18 protein-coding genes and 2 tRNA genes are annotated in these 18,932 nt (G+C 59.6%); 17 read left to right on the forward strand and 3 right to left on the reverse strand.

Translation table 11 applies throughout. The features are described 5' to 3' along the window. Positions 1 to 88: 88 nt before the first annotated feature. Positions 89 to 835 (forward strand): SDR family oxidoreductase, encoded by a 747-nt coding sequence (locus tag ACL0K2_RS04875; protein ID WP_045162507.1) that lies wholly within the window; start codon positions 89 to 91, stop codon positions 833 to 835. A 21-nt stretch (positions 836 to 856) separates the two neighbouring features. Here ACL0K2_RS04875 and ACL0K2_RS04880 read toward each other — a convergent pair whose 3' ends face one another. The 3 genes from ACL0K2_RS04880 to ACL0K2_RS04890 all read right to left on the reverse strand — a co-directional run bounded on the left by ACL0K2_RS04880 (position 857) and on the right by ACL0K2_RS04890 (position 2,559). Beyond that, positions 857 to 1,831, reverse strand: a complete 975-nt coding sequence (locus tag ACL0K2_RS04880) for a tRNA dihydrouridine synthase (RefSeq protein WP_413043924.1) — start codon at positions 1,829 to 1,831, stop codon at positions 857 to 859. Between the two features lie 84 nt (positions 1,832 to 1,915). Beyond that, entirely contained in the window at positions 1,916 to 2,251 is a 336-nt protein-coding gene (locus tag ACL0K2_RS04885) for a hypothetical protein (RefSeq protein ID WP_052679324.1), read from the reverse strand. Then, complete coding sequence (locus ACL0K2_RS04890; protein ID WP_413043925.1) at positions 2,248 to 2,559, reverse strand: hypothetical protein; 312 nt, start codon at positions 2,557 to 2,559, stop codon at positions 2,248 to 2,250. The genes ACL0K2_RS04885 and ACL0K2_RS04890 overlap by 4 nt, the downstream gene beginning before the upstream one ends. 166 nt (positions 2,560 to 2,725) lie before the next feature. Here ACL0K2_RS04890 and ACL0K2_RS04895 point away from each other — a divergent pair, with 166 nt between their 5' ends. The 16 genes from ACL0K2_RS04895 to ACL0K2_RS04970 all read left to right on the forward strand — a co-directional run bounded on the left by ACL0K2_RS04895 (position 2,726) and on the right by ACL0K2_RS04970 (position 18,911). Continuing rightward, on the forward strand, positions 2,726 to 2,911 hold the full coding sequence (locus tag ACL0K2_RS04895) for a hypothetical protein (protein ID WP_413043926.1): 186 nt from the start codon (positions 2,726 to 2,728) through the stop codon (positions 2,909 to 2,911). A 69-nt stretch (positions 2,912 to 2,980) separates the two neighbouring features. After that, a tRNA-Met gene (locus ACL0K2_RS04900) sits at positions 2,981 to 3,057 on the forward strand. A 179-nt stretch (positions 3,058 to 3,236) separates the two neighbouring features. Next, positions 3,237 to 3,313: transfer RNA gene (locus tag ACL0K2_RS04905), tRNA-Met, on the forward strand. Positions 3,314 to 4,160: 847 nt separating this feature from the next. Next, positions 4,161 to 4,877, forward strand: a complete 717-nt coding sequence (locus ACL0K2_RS04910) for a hypothetical protein (RefSeq protein WP_239611678.1) — start codon at positions 4,161 to 4,163, stop codon at positions 4,875 to 4,877. A gap of 68 nt (positions 4,878 to 4,945) precedes the next feature. Continuing rightward, on the forward strand, positions 4,946 to 6,127 hold the full coding sequence (locus ACL0K2_RS04915; protein ID WP_413043927.1) for a DegT/DnrJ/EryC1/StrS family aminotransferase: 1,182 nt from the start codon (positions 4,946 to 4,948) through the stop codon (positions 6,125 to 6,127). A 23-nt stretch (positions 6,128 to 6,150) separates the two neighbouring features. Beyond that, positions 6,151 to 7,677 (forward strand): lipopolysaccharide biosynthesis protein, encoded by a 1,527-nt coding sequence (locus ACL0K2_RS04920; protein ID WP_239611645.1) that lies wholly within the window; start codon positions 6,151 to 6,153, stop codon positions 7,675 to 7,677. Between the two features lie 6 nt (positions 7,678 to 7,683). Further along, positions 7,684 to 8,607, forward strand: a complete 924-nt coding sequence (locus tag ACL0K2_RS04925) for a glycosyltransferase family 2 protein (RefSeq protein ID WP_413044441.1) — start codon at positions 7,684 to 7,686, stop codon at positions 8,605 to 8,607. A gap of 56 nt (positions 8,608 to 8,663) precedes the next feature. After that, the gene (locus tag ACL0K2_RS04930) at positions 8,664 to 10,874 is read left to right on the forward strand and encodes a polysaccharide biosynthesis tyrosine autokinase (protein WP_045162512.1); all 2,211 of its coding nucleotides are present in this window, start codon (positions 8,664 to 8,666) and stop codon (positions 10,872 to 10,874) included. 19 nt (positions 10,875 to 10,893) lie between these two features. Continuing rightward, complete coding sequence (locus ACL0K2_RS04935) at positions 10,894 to 11,634, forward strand: WbqC family protein (RefSeq protein WP_413043928.1); 741 nt, start codon at positions 10,894 to 10,896, stop codon at positions 11,632 to 11,634. A gap of 54 nt (positions 11,635 to 11,688) precedes the next feature. Continuing rightward, on the forward strand, positions 11,689 to 12,213 hold the full coding sequence (gene rfaH / locus ACL0K2_RS04940; protein WP_045162514.1) for a transcription/translation regulatory transformer protein RfaH: 525 nt from the start codon (positions 11,689 to 11,691) through the stop codon (positions 12,211 to 12,213). A gap of 16 nt (positions 12,214 to 12,229) precedes the next feature. Continuing rightward, on the forward strand, positions 12,230 to 13,486 hold the full coding sequence (locus ACL0K2_RS04945) for a glycosyltransferase family 4 protein (protein WP_413043929.1): 1,257 nt from the start codon (positions 12,230 to 12,232) through the stop codon (positions 13,484 to 13,486). Then, positions 13,431 to 14,747 carry a hypothetical protein gene (locus tag ACL0K2_RS04950; RefSeq protein WP_045162516.1) on the forward strand — a complete coding sequence of 439 codons (1,317 nt, stop codon included), beginning with the start codon at positions 13,431 to 13,433 and terminating at the stop codon, positions 14,745 to 14,747. The genes ACL0K2_RS04945 and ACL0K2_RS04950 overlap by 56 nt, the downstream gene beginning before the upstream one ends. Continuing rightward, positions 14,744 to 16,066 carry a hypothetical protein gene (locus tag ACL0K2_RS04955; RefSeq protein WP_413043930.1) on the forward strand — a complete coding sequence of 441 codons (1,323 nt, stop codon included), beginning with the start codon at positions 14,744 to 14,746 and terminating at the stop codon, positions 16,064 to 16,066. Before ACL0K2_RS04950 ends, ACL0K2_RS04955 begins: the two co-directional genes overlap by 4 nt. Positions 16,067 to 16,111: 45 nt before the next feature. Continuing rightward, on the forward strand, positions 16,112 to 17,230 hold the full coding sequence (locus ACL0K2_RS04960) for a glycosyltransferase family 4 protein (protein WP_413043931.1): 1,119 nt from the start codon (positions 16,112 to 16,114) through the stop codon (positions 17,228 to 17,230). 100 nt (positions 17,231 to 17,330) lie between these two features. Next, positions 17,331 to 18,548 carry a glycosyltransferase family 4 protein gene (locus tag ACL0K2_RS04965; RefSeq protein ID WP_045162519.1) on the forward strand — a complete coding sequence of 406 codons (1,218 nt, stop codon included), beginning with the start codon at positions 17,331 to 17,333 and terminating at the stop codon, positions 18,546 to 18,548. Between the two features lie 33 nt (positions 18,549 to 18,581). Then, positions 18,582 to 18,911, forward strand: a complete 330-nt coding sequence (locus ACL0K2_RS04970) for a hypothetical protein (RefSeq protein WP_045162520.1) — start codon at positions 18,582 to 18,584, stop codon at positions 18,909 to 18,911. The last annotated feature ends 21 nt before the right edge of the window (positions 18,912 to 18,932 follow it).

Genomic DNA, 18,932 nt, shown 5'->3' on the forward strand with positions numbered 1-18,932 from the left:
GGTTACTACAGGACCCGAATTCGGCATCCTGTAATGCCCTAGATAGGAACCGCCCGTTGTTTTTCAAGACCGTTCGTCGGAGTTTTACATGTCCAAAGTCATGTTGATCACGGGTGCCAGCCGAGGGATAGGTGCCGCTACTGCCAGGCTTGCAGCGAGCGAAGGTTACTCGCTGTGTCTGAATTTCCACCGCCGCCAGGACGCCGCACAGCAACTACTCGAAGAGCTTCAACGTAACGGCACGCGAGCCATCGCGATCGCCGCCGACGTGGCTGACGAGGCGCAGATCGCGAACCTGTTCGCCGCAATCGATGATGAGTTCGGCAGGCTCGACGTACTGGTCAACAACGCCGGCATGCTAGAGCGCCAGATGCGCCTGGATGAAATGGATGCGGCGCGACTGATGCGTGTGTTCTCGGTCAATGTGACCGGTAGTTTTCTCTGTGCGCGTGAGGCTGTGAAACGCATGTCCACCCGCTACGGTGGCAACGGCGGCGCCATCATCAATGTCTCGTCGATCGCAGCGAAGCTCGGCGCGCCAAACGAATACATTGATTATGCGGCAGCCAAGGGCGCAATCGACAGCATGACCCTTGGTCTGGCCAAGGAGGTGGCCGCCGAAGGCATTCGAGTCAACGCCGTGCGACCAGGCGTGATCAACACCGACATTCACGCCAGCGGTGGCGAGCCGGGACGCGTCGAGCGGGTCCGGTCCAGCGTGCCCATGGGCCGTGGTGGCGAGGCTGAAGAGGTGGCCGAAGCGATACTCTGGCTCGCCAGCGAAAAGGCCAGCTACGCCAGCGGTGCGCTGCTGGACATCAGCGGTGGGCGCTAGCCCCACCGCCGGAAGCCCAGTTCAGACGGCTACTTCGAAACCCGGCGCGGAGCTGTCGAGCCCCAACAGGGCGTCGAGTCGCTCGCAATCGTTCTCGCGCCGCAGCTGGGCGAACAGCGAAACCGCTTGTGGATAGCTGCGGGTGAGCATGGACAGCCACTGTTTGAGCCGACCCGGTGCGTAGCGTGGAGAGATCTTGCGCCGTGCCTGCATCCAGAAGTCAGCGAGCAGCGGCTGAAGGTCATCCCAGCTCATCGGCTCGACCGTCACACCCCGCTTCGCCGCGCTGATCTGACGCGCCAGATCCGGCCGACAGACCAGCCCGCGGCCCAACATGATGTCCTCGACGCCGCTGACTTCGCGACAGCGGCGCCAATCCTCCAACGACCAAATATCGCCGTTGGCAAACACTGGCACCGCGACCACATCCCGAACCCTGGCCACCCATTCCCAATGCGCCGGCGGCTTATAGCCGTCGACCTTGGTCCTCGCATGCACCACCAGTTGCTCTGCGCCGCCGTCGACCAGTGCCTGGGCGCAATCGAGCGCGCCATCCGGGCTATCGAAACCCAAACGCATCTTTGCAGTGACTGGAATATGTGCCGGAACCGCTTTGCGCACCTCAGACAGAATCGCATGTAGCAATTCGGGTTCCTTGAGCAGCACGGCACCGCCACGAGACTTATTCACGGTCTTGGCCGGGCAGCCGAAGTTGAGGTCGATGGCAGGCGCACCGAGGGTACAGGCGAATGCGGCATTGTCGGCCAGGCAAAGCGGATCGGAGCCCAACAATTGCACTCGCAGCGGTGTGCCGGTACGGGTTTTCGCATCGTTGTCGAGCTCAGGTGCAAGCTTGCGGAAACTGGATGGAGGTAGCAGACGATCGGACACTCGAATGAATTCGGTCACGCACCAGTCGACGCCGCCGATGCCGGTCAGCACATCGCGGAGGATTTCATCGACCAGGCCTTCCATCGGTGCCAAAGCAATTTGCATCAAAAACGGTCCGCTCTGAAAAGCACCGCATTGTACGGAGCCGGCGGGCACTTAGGAACGGTCCGGCTGACGCCGCCTGGCGTCCTATGGGTCCGTTTCGTCGTCGCGGTCTTCGATGGTATCGGTTCCTGTCGTTGCCCCCATACCACCAGTTGTGCCCGTGGCCCCGGTGCCCATCGTGCCTAATTCGGAGTCACTGTCCATCTCTCCGTCACGGTCGACCATACCGTCCCGCTGGTTCTGTGCAGGATCCCGGATCTCGGACGATGGCTGCTCCATCGCATCGGTCCCCGTGGTGGACGGATTGGACAGGTCGCCATCCGCGTCGGCCAGCGCGATGCCAGAGACGACCATCAAACCAGCACTCATCAACAGAACTTTATTCAGCATGCTCTTCTCCACTTTCGTCGGTTCGATCAATCGTCATCCTGATCGCCCAAGGTCCGGCGAGGGTGATGCTCCATATCGATATCGTTATCGCCGTGACCTGATTCGCCGTGGGTCTTGCTTCGTGGGTCTTCACGTTCGTCGCGCCCGGCTTCGCGACGTTCGGGTAATCGCTCGATGCCCTCACCCAGCCCCATGGAACCGTTACCCAAGCTGCGATCAGCAGCGCCGGTGTTCTGTGCCCACTCGATTGCAGCTGGGTCAACCTGCGCAGCGGCAACGCCTGTCATCGCAGCGAGCCCGGCCACGGATCCAAACGCGATTAGCAAGTAGGTCCGCATACCTCCCTCCTTCTACTGAGTCGCGACAATCTTTTTAGGCAATCCAAAAGACCAGCCGTGCGCTATCGGTCAGCGTCACCGACCAATGGCAAGCGGAACCGTTGAGCCGAACCTGGGGTCCGACCTATCGAGAGCCGTAGATCTCGGGTTAGAAAGGAATCCAACAATGATCGCACCCGCACTGGTAATCCTTTTGATGGTCGTCGGCTGGAGTGCCGCCGCACTGGCCATGCTCTGGGGGATGTTGCGAATCGCTCGCTACCATCACCGGCCCAGCCACGACGCGTCACAAGAGCGGCGAATTCGCGTCGTGACAGCGAAGTCCGGCATCAACGTTTCGCTAAATGCTTGAAGAAAATACGCTTTCGCCCAATTAAGCCGTGACAGCACCACTGAAAGCTGTAGAATGCCGCTCCACAGACGCGGGATGGAGCAGTCTGGTAGCTCGTCGGGCTCATAACCCGAAGGTCGTCGGTTCAAATCCGGCTCCCGCAACCAAAATACGAAAAAGGCCACTCTTGCGAGTGGCCTTTTTTCGTTTAGGCAGGTCTCCGAGCAACGCAGCGCGATAAGCAGCCGTCGTGCCAGCGAAACAGCTAAGCAACTGAATAAAAAAGCTTTCTTTTCAGCTTGAGGTTGACAGAGGCACCTTAACCTGTAGAATGCCGCCTCACAGACGCGGGATGGAGCAGTCTGGTAGCTCGTCGGGCTCATAACCCGAAGGTCGTCGGTTCAAATCCGGCTCCCGCAACCAAATACGAAAAGGCCACTCTTGCGAGTGGCCTTTTTCGTTTCTGTCTGCCAGACGCGCTGCTTAGCTCTTACCCCCGCCTCTGCCCGCCTGGTCGTGCCACTCCGCTCGTTTAAAGCTGCCTAAGGCCGCCCCATGGATACTTGCTCATCTTTCAACTAAACATTGATAGATCGTTCGGCTTAGTTCCAAAGATGTATGCCCTTAAAAATAACTTTTATTGCTGATGCCCGCTGCAGTCGAGCATTCTTTTGTCTATCAATGCATTACGACAGGCGGTCAGAGAATCCATCAAAAAAACAAGGTTTTCGTCTTGACTGCCGCCTGGTTCTGAATGATAACTAGATCACACAAATGAGACAGGACGTTTCCGGAGCCGCAAACCAAATAAAAACCAGGTATTGCAGCCAAGAAGTGCGCAGGGATGGCATCCCCGTTACAGCTTATTTGCTGTTCTGCGCTAACAGTATTCGCACCTTAAAGCTTCTCTCGAATCCCAGCCGAGTGCGGTAGCTTTGCCTAAAGCCCGCGCCATACCTGGCGAGTACTGAGTTGGGTACCGTTCAGGAAGCAAGTCGGATGACGGCGTAACCCGGCAGTGGCGGTAGCTTTGCTTAATTAAAAAAGAAATTTGCATGGCATCTTTTATACATTATCCGTTTAACTCGCCATTATATTGATCATTAACGGTTCGCTATTTCTGCACACGTTTTCATTCCGACTTGCGTACCTAACAAGCACCCCTCCCGGAAAATTCCCGTAGATTCATCCGCAGTTCAACTCGGAGTTCATCGTGACTATCCAGTTCCGCAGCCTCGACATCGAAGCGAAACAATTAATTGCCAAGGAAATGAACTTGAAAGGGAGCTCCTGCATCGCAAATTTCCTTACACCAGAACAACTATCGTCGCTGCAGCAACATGTCAGGATCGATGCCGAAAAACATAATGGTAAATACTTCGCTCACCATGGTGGAGCTGCGATAGAAAGTTCTCTAATAGGCGAGCTAGGCGCTGCGCCGGAGTTTCGGGAGCTACTGGCGAGCCTCTACCAGACAGGCATTGGAAAAGCTGCCTACAGCGACGAGATTCTCAAAGTGCTGCGCTGTGTGCAGGGAAATTCAGGCCGTCGCGAATCCAATTGCTTTCATTACGACGCAAGTCTTGTGACGGTACTGTTGCCCATCGAGATTCCTCAGAACGGCGTCGATCGCGGTGATCTGATTATTTTTCCCAATCTTCGAGGCGTGCGCTCGAGTGTGCTGGTCAACGTGTTTGAGAAAGCACTGTTGCAGAATGCAGTGACTCGAAAGCTGATAACCAAGGCAATCCGCCACCGTATTCTGAAGCCGGAGCGGCTGCAGCTGGTTCCCGGCAATCTGTATCTGTTCTGGGGCTACCGCACGCTGCATGCAAACGAGCCCTGCGACCCTGCCAGTCGCCGAGCAACCGCCATCTTGCACTATGGCGACCCTCATGCTGGCAGCTTTACGACCCGCCTGATTCTCAAGCTGAACCAACGCCGCGCCCGGCGCGCAACCGCCCTCGGTACACAACCAATCGCATGACCGAAGCAGGCCGACGCCGTTAGTTATCGCTTCCTGATCTCGATGTGACGACCGATAAGGACATCACGATGATCCATGTCACCAAATCGTATCTGGGTAACAAAGCCAAGTTTCTCGGCTATGTGGACAGCATTTATGCGTCCGGCTGGCTGACCAACCACGGGCCGCTGCTCACCGAGCTGGAAGATCGCCTGCGGGACTATCTGGGTGTCCGAAACATCATCCTCACGAACAACGGCACCCTGGCGCTGCAGATCGCCTATCGGGCATTGAACCTCTCAGGCAGCGCCATCACGACGCCGTTCAGCTTCGTCGCCACCACCAGTTCGCTGCAGTGGGAAGGTATCCGACCGATATTCGCCGACATCGACAGGACCACCTGGAACATGGATCCACAGGCGATAGAAGCGAGGATCGACCGCGACACCTGCGCGATCGTCGCCACGCACGTGTTCGGCAACGCCTGTGATGTGGAAGGCATCGCGCAGATCGCCGAACGGCATCGCCTCAAGGTGATCTATGACGGCGCCCACGCGTTCAGTGTGCGCTACAAGGAGCGCTCGGTATTCAATTGGGGTGATATCAGCACGCTCAGCTTTCATGCAACCAAGCTTTTCCACACCATCGAAGGCGGGGCCATCGTCACCAATGACGATGCATTGGCCGCCAAGATTCGTTTGTTGTGCAATTTCGGCATTGTCGACACCGACATCATCGACGGCATCGGCATCAACGCCAAGCTCAACGAATTTGCCGCCGCCATGGGCCTGTGCATCCTCGACGACATGGCGATGATTCTCGAGCAACGGGAAGAGATCGCCAGGTTCTATGAAGAACGCCTGAGTGACCACTTCGATCTTCAGCAACAGCAACCACACTCCCTACGCAACCATAGCTATTTCCCGATTGCACTGGCCAACGAAGACCAGCTGCTACGTTGTCGCGTGGCGCTGAACGCCAAGGGCATCAACCCCAGGCGCTATTTCTATCCCTCTCTGGACACTCTCGGCTATCTGCAACCGCAACCGCCGCAGATCCAGTCGAGATCCTTGAGTCGCCGAGTGCTATGCCTGCCGATTTATCCCGGCTTGCCGCGGCATATCCAGAACACCGTGGTCCAGACGTTGCTACGCGACGCAACGGGGCGTGATCAGCGGCAAACCGAGCGTCTATGGCCACAAGTCAACGCAACTGGGTTGATGGAGCAGCGTTTCGGCTTGCCTGATTCCGAGCTCAAGAACATTTACTGATTCATTCTCGGCGGCCCGATTACATGTCCGATCGAAAGCTATCGATGATCCGCAACACCGGCTTGAGCTACGCCGGGCAGGCATATGCCCTGCTCATCGGCATTCTCATTCTGCCTTTCTATCTCGGACATCTGGGCGCGGAGGCCTACGGCCTGATCGGTTTCTTCGCGGTGCTACAAGCCTGGCTGCAGCTGCTGGACGCGGGTCTGTCACCGTCGCTGGTGCGTCAGATCGCCCATTTTCGCGGAAGGCAGAACACTGCGGCACAGCGCTACGAACCGGGGCGGCTGCTGCGCTCGTTCGAAATCATTTTCCTGCCGCTGGCATCGCTGACGGTATTGGCCATCCATTTTTCGAGCGGCTGGATCGCTCATCAATGGCTGCAAGCGCAGGAGTTGAGCACGGCCACGATTGTCCATTGCATCAGCCTGATGGGGCTGATGATCGGGCTGAAGCTGTACGCCACCCTTTATAAAAGTGGCTTGCAGGGGCTCGAACTGCATGCATGGCTGAACGGCGCGAATATCCTGATCGCCACCTTGCGCTACTTTGGCGGCCTGTTTCTGGTGGCCAGCATCAGCCAGGACCCTCTGGACTTCTTTCTCTTCCAGACGGCGGTCGCGCTGATCGAGACGCTGTTGTTCGCGGCCAAGGCTTATACCTTGATGCCCAACCCCAGATTGCTGACCGGCTTCGACTGGGCAGTGGTCAAGCCGGTGCTGCCCTTCGCCGCCGGCATGTCGCTCACTTCGGTGCTATGGATCATTCTGACGCAGCTGGACAAGGTGCTGCTTTCCAACGTGCTGCTGCTCAAGGAGTACGGTTATTTCTCGCTGGTGGCGCTCATGTCGACCGGAATCATGACGCTCACCAACCCGTTGGTACAGACGTTGCTGCCGCGCATGACGATGCTCGTCGCCGAAGGTCGGATCGCCGACATGCAGGCGCTCTACCTGAATGCCACCCGGTTCGTCTGCAGCTTCCTGTTTCCGTTAGCGGGCGTCATCGCCTTCCACTCCGCTGAGCTGATCTTCGCCTGGACCGGCGATGAGGAGGCGGCGCAATGGAGCCGGCTGGTGCTGCCCTGGTACGTACTCGGCAGCGCGATCATGGCGGTCACCGCATTTCAGTTCTATCTGCAATACGCTCACGGACAGCTACGCCTCCACGTCTGGTTCAGCCTGATCAGCGCTACGCTCAGCATTCCGCTGGTGGTGTATGCCGCGCTCGAGCATGGCGTGTATGGCGCAGCGCTGGCCTGGTTCGGGCTGCGCATGCTGACCTTCCTGATCTGGCCGCCAATGGTGCACAAGCGCTTTGCCGCCGGCGTGCACCGCCAATGGTTACAGGATTTGCTACGCATCACCGCCATGACCGGCCTGGGTCTCGTGATCGGCGAACCCGTGTTCGCGGCGATAGCCAGCGAGAACCGCTTCGACATCTTCCTGGGATTGGCCGTCAGCGGTCTTATCTGCCTGACGCTAGTCGCTTTCACCTCCAAGCCCGTCGTGTTGCGGCTTTACGTACTGATGACAAAGTCGAGTGTCTGAATGGATATTCAACCAAAGCGTGAACAAGAGCTCATGGCCGCCTGGGGTAATAGGTTCGCCCCCCTGGTGAGCATCGTCTGCTTGGCCTACAACCATGCACCGTTCATACGGGAAACGCTGGACGGCTTCCTCCTGCAGGAGACGGATTTTCCCTTCGAAGTGATCGTCCATGACGACGCCTCGACCGACGCCACCGCCGCGATCATCCGTGAATACGCCGCGCGCTACCCGAGCCTGATCAAACCGATCTATCAGCAAGAAAACCAGTACCGCCAGGGGGTTACCGTCAGCACTCAGCTGTTCGCGCAGGCGCACGGCAGGTATATCGCCTATTGCGAAGGGGACGACTACTGGACCGACCCGCGCAAACTGCAGATCCAGGTCGACTTTCTCGAACGGCATCGCGACTACGTGATGACGTACCACGATGCCTTCATGTTCAACGCCCAGGGGGTGGTCCGCAGTCCCCACATGCAGGGCAAGTTCCGCCGGGATGCCACCGCTCGCCAGCTGATGCAGGCGCGACCGGTTTCCACCCTGACGGCATGCTTTCGCAATCTGCTGCAGGAACTGCCGCCGGAGCTGCGCGGTGTCGAGGTGCTGGACATCTGCTGGTGGTCCCTGCTCGGTGCCTATGGCAAGGGCAAGTTCATCGCTGAAATCAAGCCCGCCGGCTACCGCGTGCATGAGGGCGGGATCTTCTCCATGCGCAGCAGCAAGCAACGCATCCAGATGTCCATGCACGCCTATTACAGCCTCGCCCGCTATTACCAACGGATCGGCGATCAGTCGCTCTACGAATATTTCATGATCCAGGTCTTCTCCCAGGCACTGGCATCGATATCGCCGCTCAGCAAGCTTCAGGCGCTGGGCCAGATATTCCAGAACATCAGCATCAATCTGTTACGCAGACTGACGCCCGGTGCCTGACCGGCATGGCTGGCTTCTGTCGCACTGATAGCGCAACACTCAAGGAAGGATCCGCAATGACTGTCATGGCCCGCTCTTCGCTGGAATACGAGGGAGACAATCGCATCGACCTGGCGCGCATCCTGCGCGTGGCGTTCGATCACAAAGCACTGATTTTCACCATTACCGCCCTCTTCGCCCTGCTTGGCGTGGCCTATGCGATCGTCGCCACGCCCGTTTACCGGGCGAGCGCGATGATCCAGATCGAACCGAAGAAGGCCGGGATAACGGGCATTCCGGAAGCCATTCCCAGGCCCAACTCGGTTTCCCAGGCGGTGACTGAAATCGAGCTTATCAAGTCGCGCTCGGTCCTTGGACGCACGGTTAACGCTCTTAAGCTCTACATCACTGCCCGCCCCAAATATTTCCCGATCCTCGGCAGCTACATGGCGCGTCTGCACGATCCAGAAAAGGACGGCGAGCTCGCCACGCCACTGCTGGGCATGGACAGTTACGCCTGGGGCGGAGAGAAGCTGGTGGTGTTTCAGCTGGACGTACCCGAAGCCTATCTGGGGGAAAAGTTGACGCTGCGTGCCGGCAGTGCAGGTGCATTCAGCCTGTACGACGAGGACGACCAACTGCTGCTGAATGGCAAAATCAACCAAGCCGTGCGGCACGAGGGTTTCCGCGTCCAGATCGCCGAACTCAAGGCCCGCCCGGGGACAGAGTTCTTCGTGGTGCGTAGCCGCCCGCAGACCACGGCGCTGGACTACCAGAAGCGGTTGAAGGTGGGTGAAGCCGGCAAGGACTCCGGAATCATCTACCTCACTCTGGAAGACCCGGACGCGGACAAGGCCAACCATGTGCTCGATCAGATCAGTCGGCTCTATGTGCGCCAGAACATCGAACGCAGCTCCGCCGAAGCCGCGCAGCGCCTGGAGTTTCTGCGTTCGCAGGTACCGCTGGTACGCAAGGAATTGGAAAAGGCCGAAGCCGCCCTAAATGCCTATCAGACCAGCGCCCAGTCGGTGGACATCAGCATCGAGACCAAGAGTGTGCTGGACCAGATCGTCGCGCTGGAGTCGCAGATCTCCGAGCACAATCTCAAGCGTACGGAGTACAACCAGCTCTTTACCCCGGAACACCCGACCTATCAGACGCTGATGACCAAGATCGCTCAGCTGCAAGCGCAGAAGAACGCGCTGATGAGCAAGATCGATACCTTGCCGATGACCCAGCAGGAACTGTTGCGCCTGAATCGCGACATGCAGGTCACGACTCGCACCTACACACTGCTGCTGGACAAGGCTCAGGAACAGGACATTCTGCGCGCGGGCACCATTGGCAATGTGCGCATCATCGACAGTGCCTACGCCGTGGTGGAGAAGCCGGCCAAGCCCATCAAGCCGCTGGTGGTGCTGATCGCCATCTTCGTCGGGCTGCTTGTGTCAGCGCTGGTGATTCTGATACGCCAGGTGTTCTATCGCGGCATCGAAAGCCCCGAGACGATCGAGCACCTGGGTATTCCGGTGTATGCCGCGCTGCCTTTCTCGGCGAAACAGGAGCACCTGTACCGCCTGAGGAAAATCCGCGATGGGCGAAGCAAGCTGCTAGGCGGAGCGGATCCGGCGGACCTGGCCATCGAGTCACTGCGCAGCCTGCGCACCAGCCTCAAGTTCGCCATGCTCGAGGCCCGCAATCGAACCCTGGTGATCACCAGCCCCACACCTTCGGTGGGCAAGTCTTTCGTTTCCAGCAACCTGGCGTCGGTTATCGCCCAGGCGGGCCAACGAGTGTTGCTGATCGATGCCGACATGCGTCGCGGCTATCTCGCGGGCGTGTTCGGTCAGGAGCCGCGCCACGGCCTGTCCGATGCGCTGGCCAGCGGACTGCGTCTCGCGGCGGTGACCAACAAGACCGACCAGGCCAACCTGCATTTCGTCGCCAGCGGCTTTTCCGCTCCAAACCCGTCCGAGCTGCTGATGCACGACAACTTCGCCAAGTTGCTCAAAGAGGCGGAGCGGGAATACGACTTCGTCATCATTGATACGCCCCCGGTATTGGCCGTTACCGATGCCGTGCTGGTCGCACAGCTGGCCGGCACCTGCCTGCTGGTCGCACGTTACGGGCTGAGCACGGCCAGCCAGGTCGAGACGTCCAAGCGGCGCCTGGCACAGAACGGGGTATTGCTCAAAGGCGCCATTCTCAATGGTGTCAAGCGCAGGGCCTCGAGCACCGCCTATGAAACCGGCGCCTACGGTTATTACAGCTATTCTCAAAAAGCCTGACACATGCGAGGGAGACGCCGTGTTCGGAACCGCCGCGATGATGCAACCTTACCTGTTCCCCTACCTGGGCTATTTCCAGCTGATCGCCCGCAGCGATGTTTTCGTGTTGGGTGACGATCTCCAGTACGTCAAAGGTTCATGGATAAACCGTAACCGGATACTGGTGAACGGACAGCCGCAGCTGATCACCTTTCCCTTGCGCAAAGGCGGCGGGTTCGACCCGATCAACCAGCGTTGGCTGTGCGATGACTTCGCGCGCGAAGCCCAGAAACTGCTGAGGACACTGGAACTCGCCTATTCGCGCGCGCCGTACAAGACTGAAGTGGTTCCGCTGATCCGCCAGATCCTGACGCATCCGGAACGCAATCTGGCCCGTTTTACCGAGCATTCGATCCGTTGCGTCTGTGCCTATCTGGACATCACGACGCCGATCCGTATCGGCTCCGAGCTGGGGCTGCCGGCTCGCATGGATAAGCAGGAGCGGGTCATCGGCATCGCGAAGAAGCTGGGTGCCGCGCTCTATATCAATCCAATCGGCGGTGTGGCGCTTTACTGTCCAGCCCTCTTCCGATCTCACGGCCTGTCGTTGCGATTTCTGCGCATGGACGACCTCAGCTATCCGCAGTTCAACCAGCCGTTCGTGCCTTCACTGTCAATCATCGACGTGTTGATGTTCAACAGCCAGAAAGATGCACAGGCCCTGCTCAAACGCTTTTCTCTGATCGAAGGGGTCGAGCAACAGACGGCACTGCAGGCATAAACGTCCTCGACAAAAGGGACATCGGCAACCTCCCCTATGGAAGGCAGGTTTCACATGACAGCACTTGGCAGCAATCCGCACTGGTACCTGATTCAAACCAAACCCCGCCAGGAGGCCCGCGCCGAAGAGCATCTGGTGCGCCAGGCGTTCGAGTGTTACAGACCGCAGAAGCCCAGCGGAAACGGCAAGACACCAGAAGCGCTGTTTCCGGGCTACCTGTTCATCCGCCTCGATCGCCAACTGGACAACTGGTATCCCATTCGCTCGACCCGTGGCGTCGCCCGGGTGGTGTCCTTCGGAGGCGAGCCGACGCCGGTCAGGGACGAACTTATCGAACAACTGCGTCAACGCCTCGCGGTGCCGGCCGAAAAGCCGCAGTTCCAACCCGGCGAGCGCGTGCAACTACATGGCGGCAGCTTTAGCGATCTCGAGGCGATCTTCGTCAGCGCCGATGGCCAGGAGCGTTCGGTGATCCTGCTGAAACTGTTGCAGCGTGAACAGAAAGTGCGCGTGCCAACGCGCTACCTCAGCGGTTGCGGCGTGTCTCACAGGGCCGCGCTTGGCTGCGGCGTCGATTGATTCGGGGACTGCAACCATGAAGATCTTGTTTCTGCACAGTCTCTATGAGCCCCATGTGGGCGGAGGCGCGGAGATCGTCGTACGCCAGCTGGCCGAAGGGCTGCAGGTTCGTGGCTATGATGTGGCGGTGCTGGTCACCGGACCGGAGCCCGGCGTTCAGAAGGAGACGTTAGACGGCGTACGGATCTATCGCGCCGGCCTGCACAACCTTTACTGGCATTTCACCCAAAACAGACCCAGCTCGTTGCGTCGCCTTGGCTGGCATTACCGGGATCGTTACAACCGCAGCATGCGCCAGCACGTCCGCGAAGTGATCGCATGCGAACAGCCGGACCTGGTGATGTGCCACAACCTGACGGGCTGGTCGATCTCGGCGTGGGACGAAATAAGTGCCGCCGGCGTGCCGATCGTTCAAGTGCTGCATGACCTCTATCTGCTGTGCCCCAAGGACACCATGTTCAATAAAGGCCGCAGCTGCGAGCGGCAGTGCACGCTCTGTTCGGCCTTTCGGCGGCATCACGCCGTAGCGTCCGCTCAGGTCGACGCGGTGATCGGTGTCAGCCGTTTCGTTCTGGACCGACTCACCACCCAAGGCTATTTCGGCCGAGCCACCCGCCATGTGGTGCATAACAGCATCGTGCCGAGCGCCAGTGCGCCTCCTGAGCGCCACAGCCACAGCGGGCTGCTGCGTTTCGGCTATATCGGCACGCTGTCGGAAAACAAGGGCGTGGGTTGGCTGATCGAGCAGTTTCAGCAGCTTTCCATCGACGCCACCCTGGAAATCGCCGGGCGCGGCAAGTTGGACTACGAGGCACAGCTCAAGGCGAAGGCCGATCCGGCCAAGGTCCGTTTTGTCGGCTACCAGGATGCCAATGCCTTCATGCGCAACATCGATGTGCTGGTGGTGCCGTCCATATGGGCTGAGCCGTTCGGCCTGGTGGCGGTCGAGGCTTGCGCCCAGCACCTGCCCGTCATCGCGACGAGCATGGGCGGCCTAGGGGAAATCATCGAAGACAACCACAACGGCCTGCTCTGCACACCGGCCGATCCTGACTCGCTTGGCCGGGCGATGCTCAAACTCTACCTGGACAGCAGCCTGCGCCAGCGGTTGTCGCGGCAGGCGCGTACCAGCGTCGCGCCTTTTTTGAACATGGAGCGAATGCTCGATCAGTACCAGTCGATCCTGCATACCGCGCTACACGGCCGGAGAGCCCACGATGACCCCGAGTTCGCTGACCATCACGCGCCCCAGGTCGAGCCCGCTGGCGATTGACAAGCCAACCCTGCTGACCTTGATCGCGGCCTCGCTGCTGATCAGCGAAACCTTTGCCGGCGCGCTGCGCTATTACCTGGACATGGCTGGCATCTCCGCCCTGCTCTACGTGCCGAAGCTGGCGTGCCTGGCGGCGGTCGCGCTGGAACTGCCGCGTGCGCGAAACAAGCCCGGGGTGTGGCTGGTGTTGTTTGCCTTGGCAGTCTCGGGTTTGTTGGCGTTGCTGCACGGGGCCGCGCTGATGAACGTCGGCTTCAGCCTGTTCATCTACATTCCGCTGCTGTTCGGGTTGTTCTGCGGCGGCTACCTGGAAAGCAGAGCCACCCTGCTGGGATGGGTGGTCGGGCTGTGCCTGGTTGCCTCACTGTTCGGCATCGCGCTGGACATGTTCACCAATGTGCCATGGAAGGGCTATAGCTACATGATGGGTGACGTCGAGCTGACCGCGAACAAATCCTGGGCCTTCGGCAGTACCGACCGCCTAGCCGGCTTTGCCCGTATGTCGACCAACCTGGCGGTGATGATCGCGCTGTACAGCCTGTACCTGGCCGCGTTCCTGCATTCGCGGCTGCTGCGAATGCTGCTTTACCCGCTGGCCTTCGGCGCGATCTTCCTCACCACCAACAAGTCCACCGCGGCGGCTTACCTGTTGACCCTGATGATGCTGTTCCTCGCCGGCTACCGCATGCCCAGCGCTACGGCATTTTTCATCGCGGTGCTGACGGGGATGGCGTTGCCGATCGCCAGCCTGTTGCTGAACATTCCGCAGAGCGAAGCCTACAGCGCTAGTCTGCTTGCATCCTTCAACGACCGTCTGATCAACAGCTGGCCGAACTTCATCGACGTGATCACCAACGAAGGCTGGGGCTGGTGGGGCGCAGGGTTCGGTGCGGTCGGCAGCAGCGCAGCGGCCTTTCCGCTGGCCTGGCTGGAGCTGCTGAGCATCGCCGACAACACGGCGCTGTATCTCTGGGGAATGCTCGGGGTGTTCGGCGTCCTGCTATATCTGCTGCTGTTTCCGTTAATGCTGCGCCTGCACGACCGAGGCCCACGCATCCGTCACGCCCTGCTGGGCATTGTCTTCTGTACCTGCCTGATCGGCTGGGCGACCGACGTCCTGGAGGTGACCACCTCCACCCTGTTCCTCGGCATGGCGATCGCCCATGCCCTGACGCCACGGGAAGTGCTGCACCGAGGGCCGCACCACCCGATCGCTACCGCGCAACCGCATGCGCATAGACCCTGGGAAGCCCAGTCATGAGCACCCGCCTTCTTTTGTGCCGTTTGGTGTTTGTCTCAGCCGTGTCGGGCCTGGCACTGCAGGCTTCGGCAGTTGAGCCGGAAGAGCCCTTTATCGTCGGCGTCTGCTCGCATGACCTGCATCTTCGCGACAGCCGCAGCCAGGGCAACCAATTGTTACGGGACGCCGGTATCGAGTCGGTACGAACCGACGCGCATTGGGCATTTCTCGAGCGTAACCGCGATCAGCTCAAGGTGGAGCCGCACTGGGATCGCTATCTCGCCGGTAACGAAGCGCAGGAGCTCGATAGCCTGTTCATTCTGGGGTACGGCAATCGTTTTCACGGCGGTGGAGAGAAGCCGCGCAGCGAACCGGTACGCGCCGCCTTCAATCGCTACGTCGCCTTCGTTGCCCAGCAGTTTCGGGGGCGGGTCAAGCACTACGAAGTCTGGAACGAGTGGGACGTCGAGGACCCGAGCGATCCTCAGTTCACTCAGGACTATGCCCGGCTGATCGCCGATGCGGCAGGCATCATTCGCCAGCACGATCCCGACGCCAAGGTGTTGGCCGGCGCGGTGACCACCAAGGGCATCGAGTCGGGTTTCGCCCTGCGCCTGATCGAAAATGGCGTAATGCAATCGATCGACGGCCTCTCGTTGCACCCGTACGTCCACTGTCGCGGCCGGGGAAAGAACACCCCGGAAGCCTGGATCGAGTGGCTTGCCGAGGTCGACCTGGAACTGTCCCGTGCGGCCGGTCAGCCGGTGCCCCTGTACCTGACGGAAATGAGCTGGCCGGCCTATCAGGGTTCCTGCGGCATCGATGAAGACCTGCAGGCTGCCTATCTGGCGCGCAGTTTCCTGCTCGTCAGGACGCTGCCGAACGTGCGGGGCATGTGGTGGTACGACTTCCGAAACGACGGGACCGACAAGCGCGAGCGAGAGCACAACTTCGGCTTGGTCCGTCAGGACTACAGCCTCAAGCCAGCCTACCGGGTGCTCGAGGCGGTCGGCCCGATCGTCCAGCACTACCAATTCCTTGGCCATCGCGAAAAAACCGGGAATAACACCGTTCTGATGCGTTTCGGCAACGCGGACGAGCAACTTCTGGTCGCCTGGAGCACCGACCAGGCCCGCGCCGTCAGCATCGAATCCACGGGCAAGGCTATCGGCCCTCTGGAACTGATCGATACCGCACACCCGGAAAACGGCCGAACCCTGGGCGACACGATGTGGACCTGTCCGGTCAACGCGAGCACCTGTACCGCCACTGTGGAGCTCAATGGGTTTCCCAAAATCATCAGCCTCGGCAAGTCCGCCGCGGCTCGTACCAGCCCCTAGCAGAAGATCTCCATTCGGGAACCGTTTTGAAAAGAGGAATTTCAGATGATTGTGATCAATGCTCGCTTTCTGACCCAGGAAATACGGGGAGTACAGCGCTTCGCAGAGCAGATCAGCCTGCAACTCAAAACCCTACGCGACGATCTGGTGTTCGTCGCCCCCCAGGATATCCGCCTGCACGGCAGTGCCGAGCAACTGCAGGTGCTTCGCATCGGCCGCCACCGCGGACATCTTTGGGAGCAGGTGGACCTCCCGCTGTGGCTGGTACGCAATGGCAGTCCGCCGCTGGTCTCATTTTGCAATACCGCCCCGCTGGTCTACGGCAACCAGATCGCGACCCACCATGACATCACCTATGTCAGGCATCCGGAAAGCTACTCGAGAGCATTCCGGGCCACCTATCGCAACCTGACCCCCCTCTTACTCAAACGAATCAAGGCCTTGATTACCGTGAGCGAATTTTCCCGGAAAGAAATAGCGCGTTTCTACGGCTATCCGGCGCGCCACATCTGGGTGGTGCCCAACGCAGTGGATGCACGCTTTCAGCCCTTCTGCGCAGAGCAATATCCCCGGGCCTCGGCGCCTTACCTGCTGGCCGTGTCCTCTCATAGCGCGCACAAGAACTTCGCCAGGATGGTTGCCGCGTTCCTGCGAATGGAAGGGCTCGAGGACGTCGAGCTACGCATCATTGGCGACTCGAATCGAGTCTTCTCCGGCAGCCTCCACGACGTTGTTGGCAGCCGTCGAATCCGCATGCTCGGCCGGCTCACCGATGAAGAACTGGTGGAGGCCTACCAGGGCGCAACAGCCTTCGTGTTCCCGTCCGTTTACGAAGGTTTCGGCATCCCCCCGCTCGAGGCGCAGGCCTGCGGCTGCCCGGTCATCGCCGCACGTGCCGCCTCCATTCCCGAGGTACTGGGCGACAGCGCCCTGTACTTCGACCCGCTGAAGGTCAAGGACATCGCGGATTGCATGCAGCGGATCCTGCGCGACGAAGCCTTGCGCCAGGATTTGCGGCGGCGTGGCAAGGCGAACGTAGCGCGGTACTGCTGGAATTCATCGGCCCGACAGGTTTCCCGGCTGATCGACCAGGCATTCACCAACGTACGCGACGGCAATAAGGCAGGCCTACAGCGACTCCCGTTCAGCCAGCCGAAGCATTGACCCCCTCGTCGACAGATGCCCATCGCCGCACTTCGATACCCCAGTCGCCGAACGCTCGACGATTGATCCCGCTGCCACCTCATCCCTGAAAGGCTATCGTATGAAAATCGCCATTGTTCATGACTGGCTGGTGACCTATGCCGGCGCCGAACGGGTGCTCGCCGGGCTGCTGGAGACCTGGCCGGAAGCAGACCTGTTCGCCGTGATCGACTTCCTCTCCGATGAAGATCGCAGCAGTCTCGGCGGCAAGCGCGCCACCACCACCTTCATTCAGCAGCTTCCCAAGGCCAAGACGCACTATCAGAAGTACCTGCCCCTGATGCCGCTGGCCATCGAACAGCTCGACATGTCGGCCTATGACCTGGTGATTTCCAGTAGTCACGCCGTGGCGAAGGGCGTACTCACCGGACCGAACCAGTTGCACATCAGCTACGTGCATTCGCCGATCCGCTACGCCTGGGACCTTCAGCATCAGTATCTGCACGAGGCCAGCCTGGACCATGGTTTCAAGGCCAAGCTGGCACGCATGCTTTTGCACTACATGCGTATGTGGGATCAGCGCACTGCGAGCGGCGTGGACGAGTTCATCGCCAACTCGCATTTCATCGGCCGGCGCATCAACAAGAGTTATCGGCGCGAATCAACCGTCATCTATCCACCCGTCGACACCCGTCAGTTCACGCTGTATGCGAACAAGGAAGACTTCTATCTGACGGCCTCACGGATGGTGCCCTACAAGCGCATTCCAATGATCGTCGAAGCGTTTTCCCGGATGCCTGACAAGAAGCTGATCGTCATCGGCGCCGGGCCCGAGATGGAAAAAGCGAAGGAGCTCGCAACGCCAAACGTGACGCTGATGGGTTATCAGAATTTCGCGGTATTGTTGCACTACATGCAGCGCGCGCGTGCATTCGTTTTCGCCGCGGAGGAAGACTTCGGTATCGCGCCGATCGAAGCCCAGGCGTGCGGCACACCCGTCATCGCCTACGGTCGAGGCGGAGTACTGGAAACCGTTCGGGGCATTGATCATCCGGAGCCGACCGGGGTGTTCTACCCCGAGCAGACGCCCGAGTCTCTGATCGCTGCGATCGCGGAATTCGAATCGGAAGCACATCACATCTTTCCTGATGCATGCCGAGCCAGCGCGGAGCGTTTTTCAACCGAACGATTCAGGCAGGAGATCAGGGCTTTCGTAGATACTAGGGTTCGAGAGGTTTCGTTGCTTCAAGGGCAGGACGCGCTATTGCACCGAACGACCGTAACTCCGGCAAGCGTTACGCCGGTTTACCCCGCCGCGGTTCCAATGAAGCAAGCCTGACCAAGACCTCATTACAATTGCGAGGTTTCAAGGATGAACACTGCAACCCAATGCATCCGCACCACGTGCGTACTGAGCATCGCCCTGCTGATCTGCGGGACGACCGTCGCCACGCAAATTTCCGAACGTGCCAAAGCAAAACTGTATCCGCAGGGATACGACAGTCTTGCGCGGGACACGTATAGCTGCGCCAGCGGTGACCCCGCAGCAATCGCCTTCGATCATGGTGTTCGCCAGGGCGTTCCCTCCTGCGATGACAGCAGTCGCCGCGTAACGGTATCCCCGTCCCCCGTACGCCTGGCGAAACCGCTGTCCGATAACCATTACATCCGCTCTGGCGACAGCATCCGCTACTCGTTCTAACCCTGCGACCTTTTGGAGGCG

Origin of the sequence: Pseudomonas sp. YJ42, assembly GCF_047225135.1 — a bacterium.
Taxonomy (GTDB): Bacteria; Pseudomonadota; Gammaproteobacteria; order Pseudomonadales; family Pseudomonadaceae; genus Stutzerimonas; species Stutzerimonas stutzeri_E.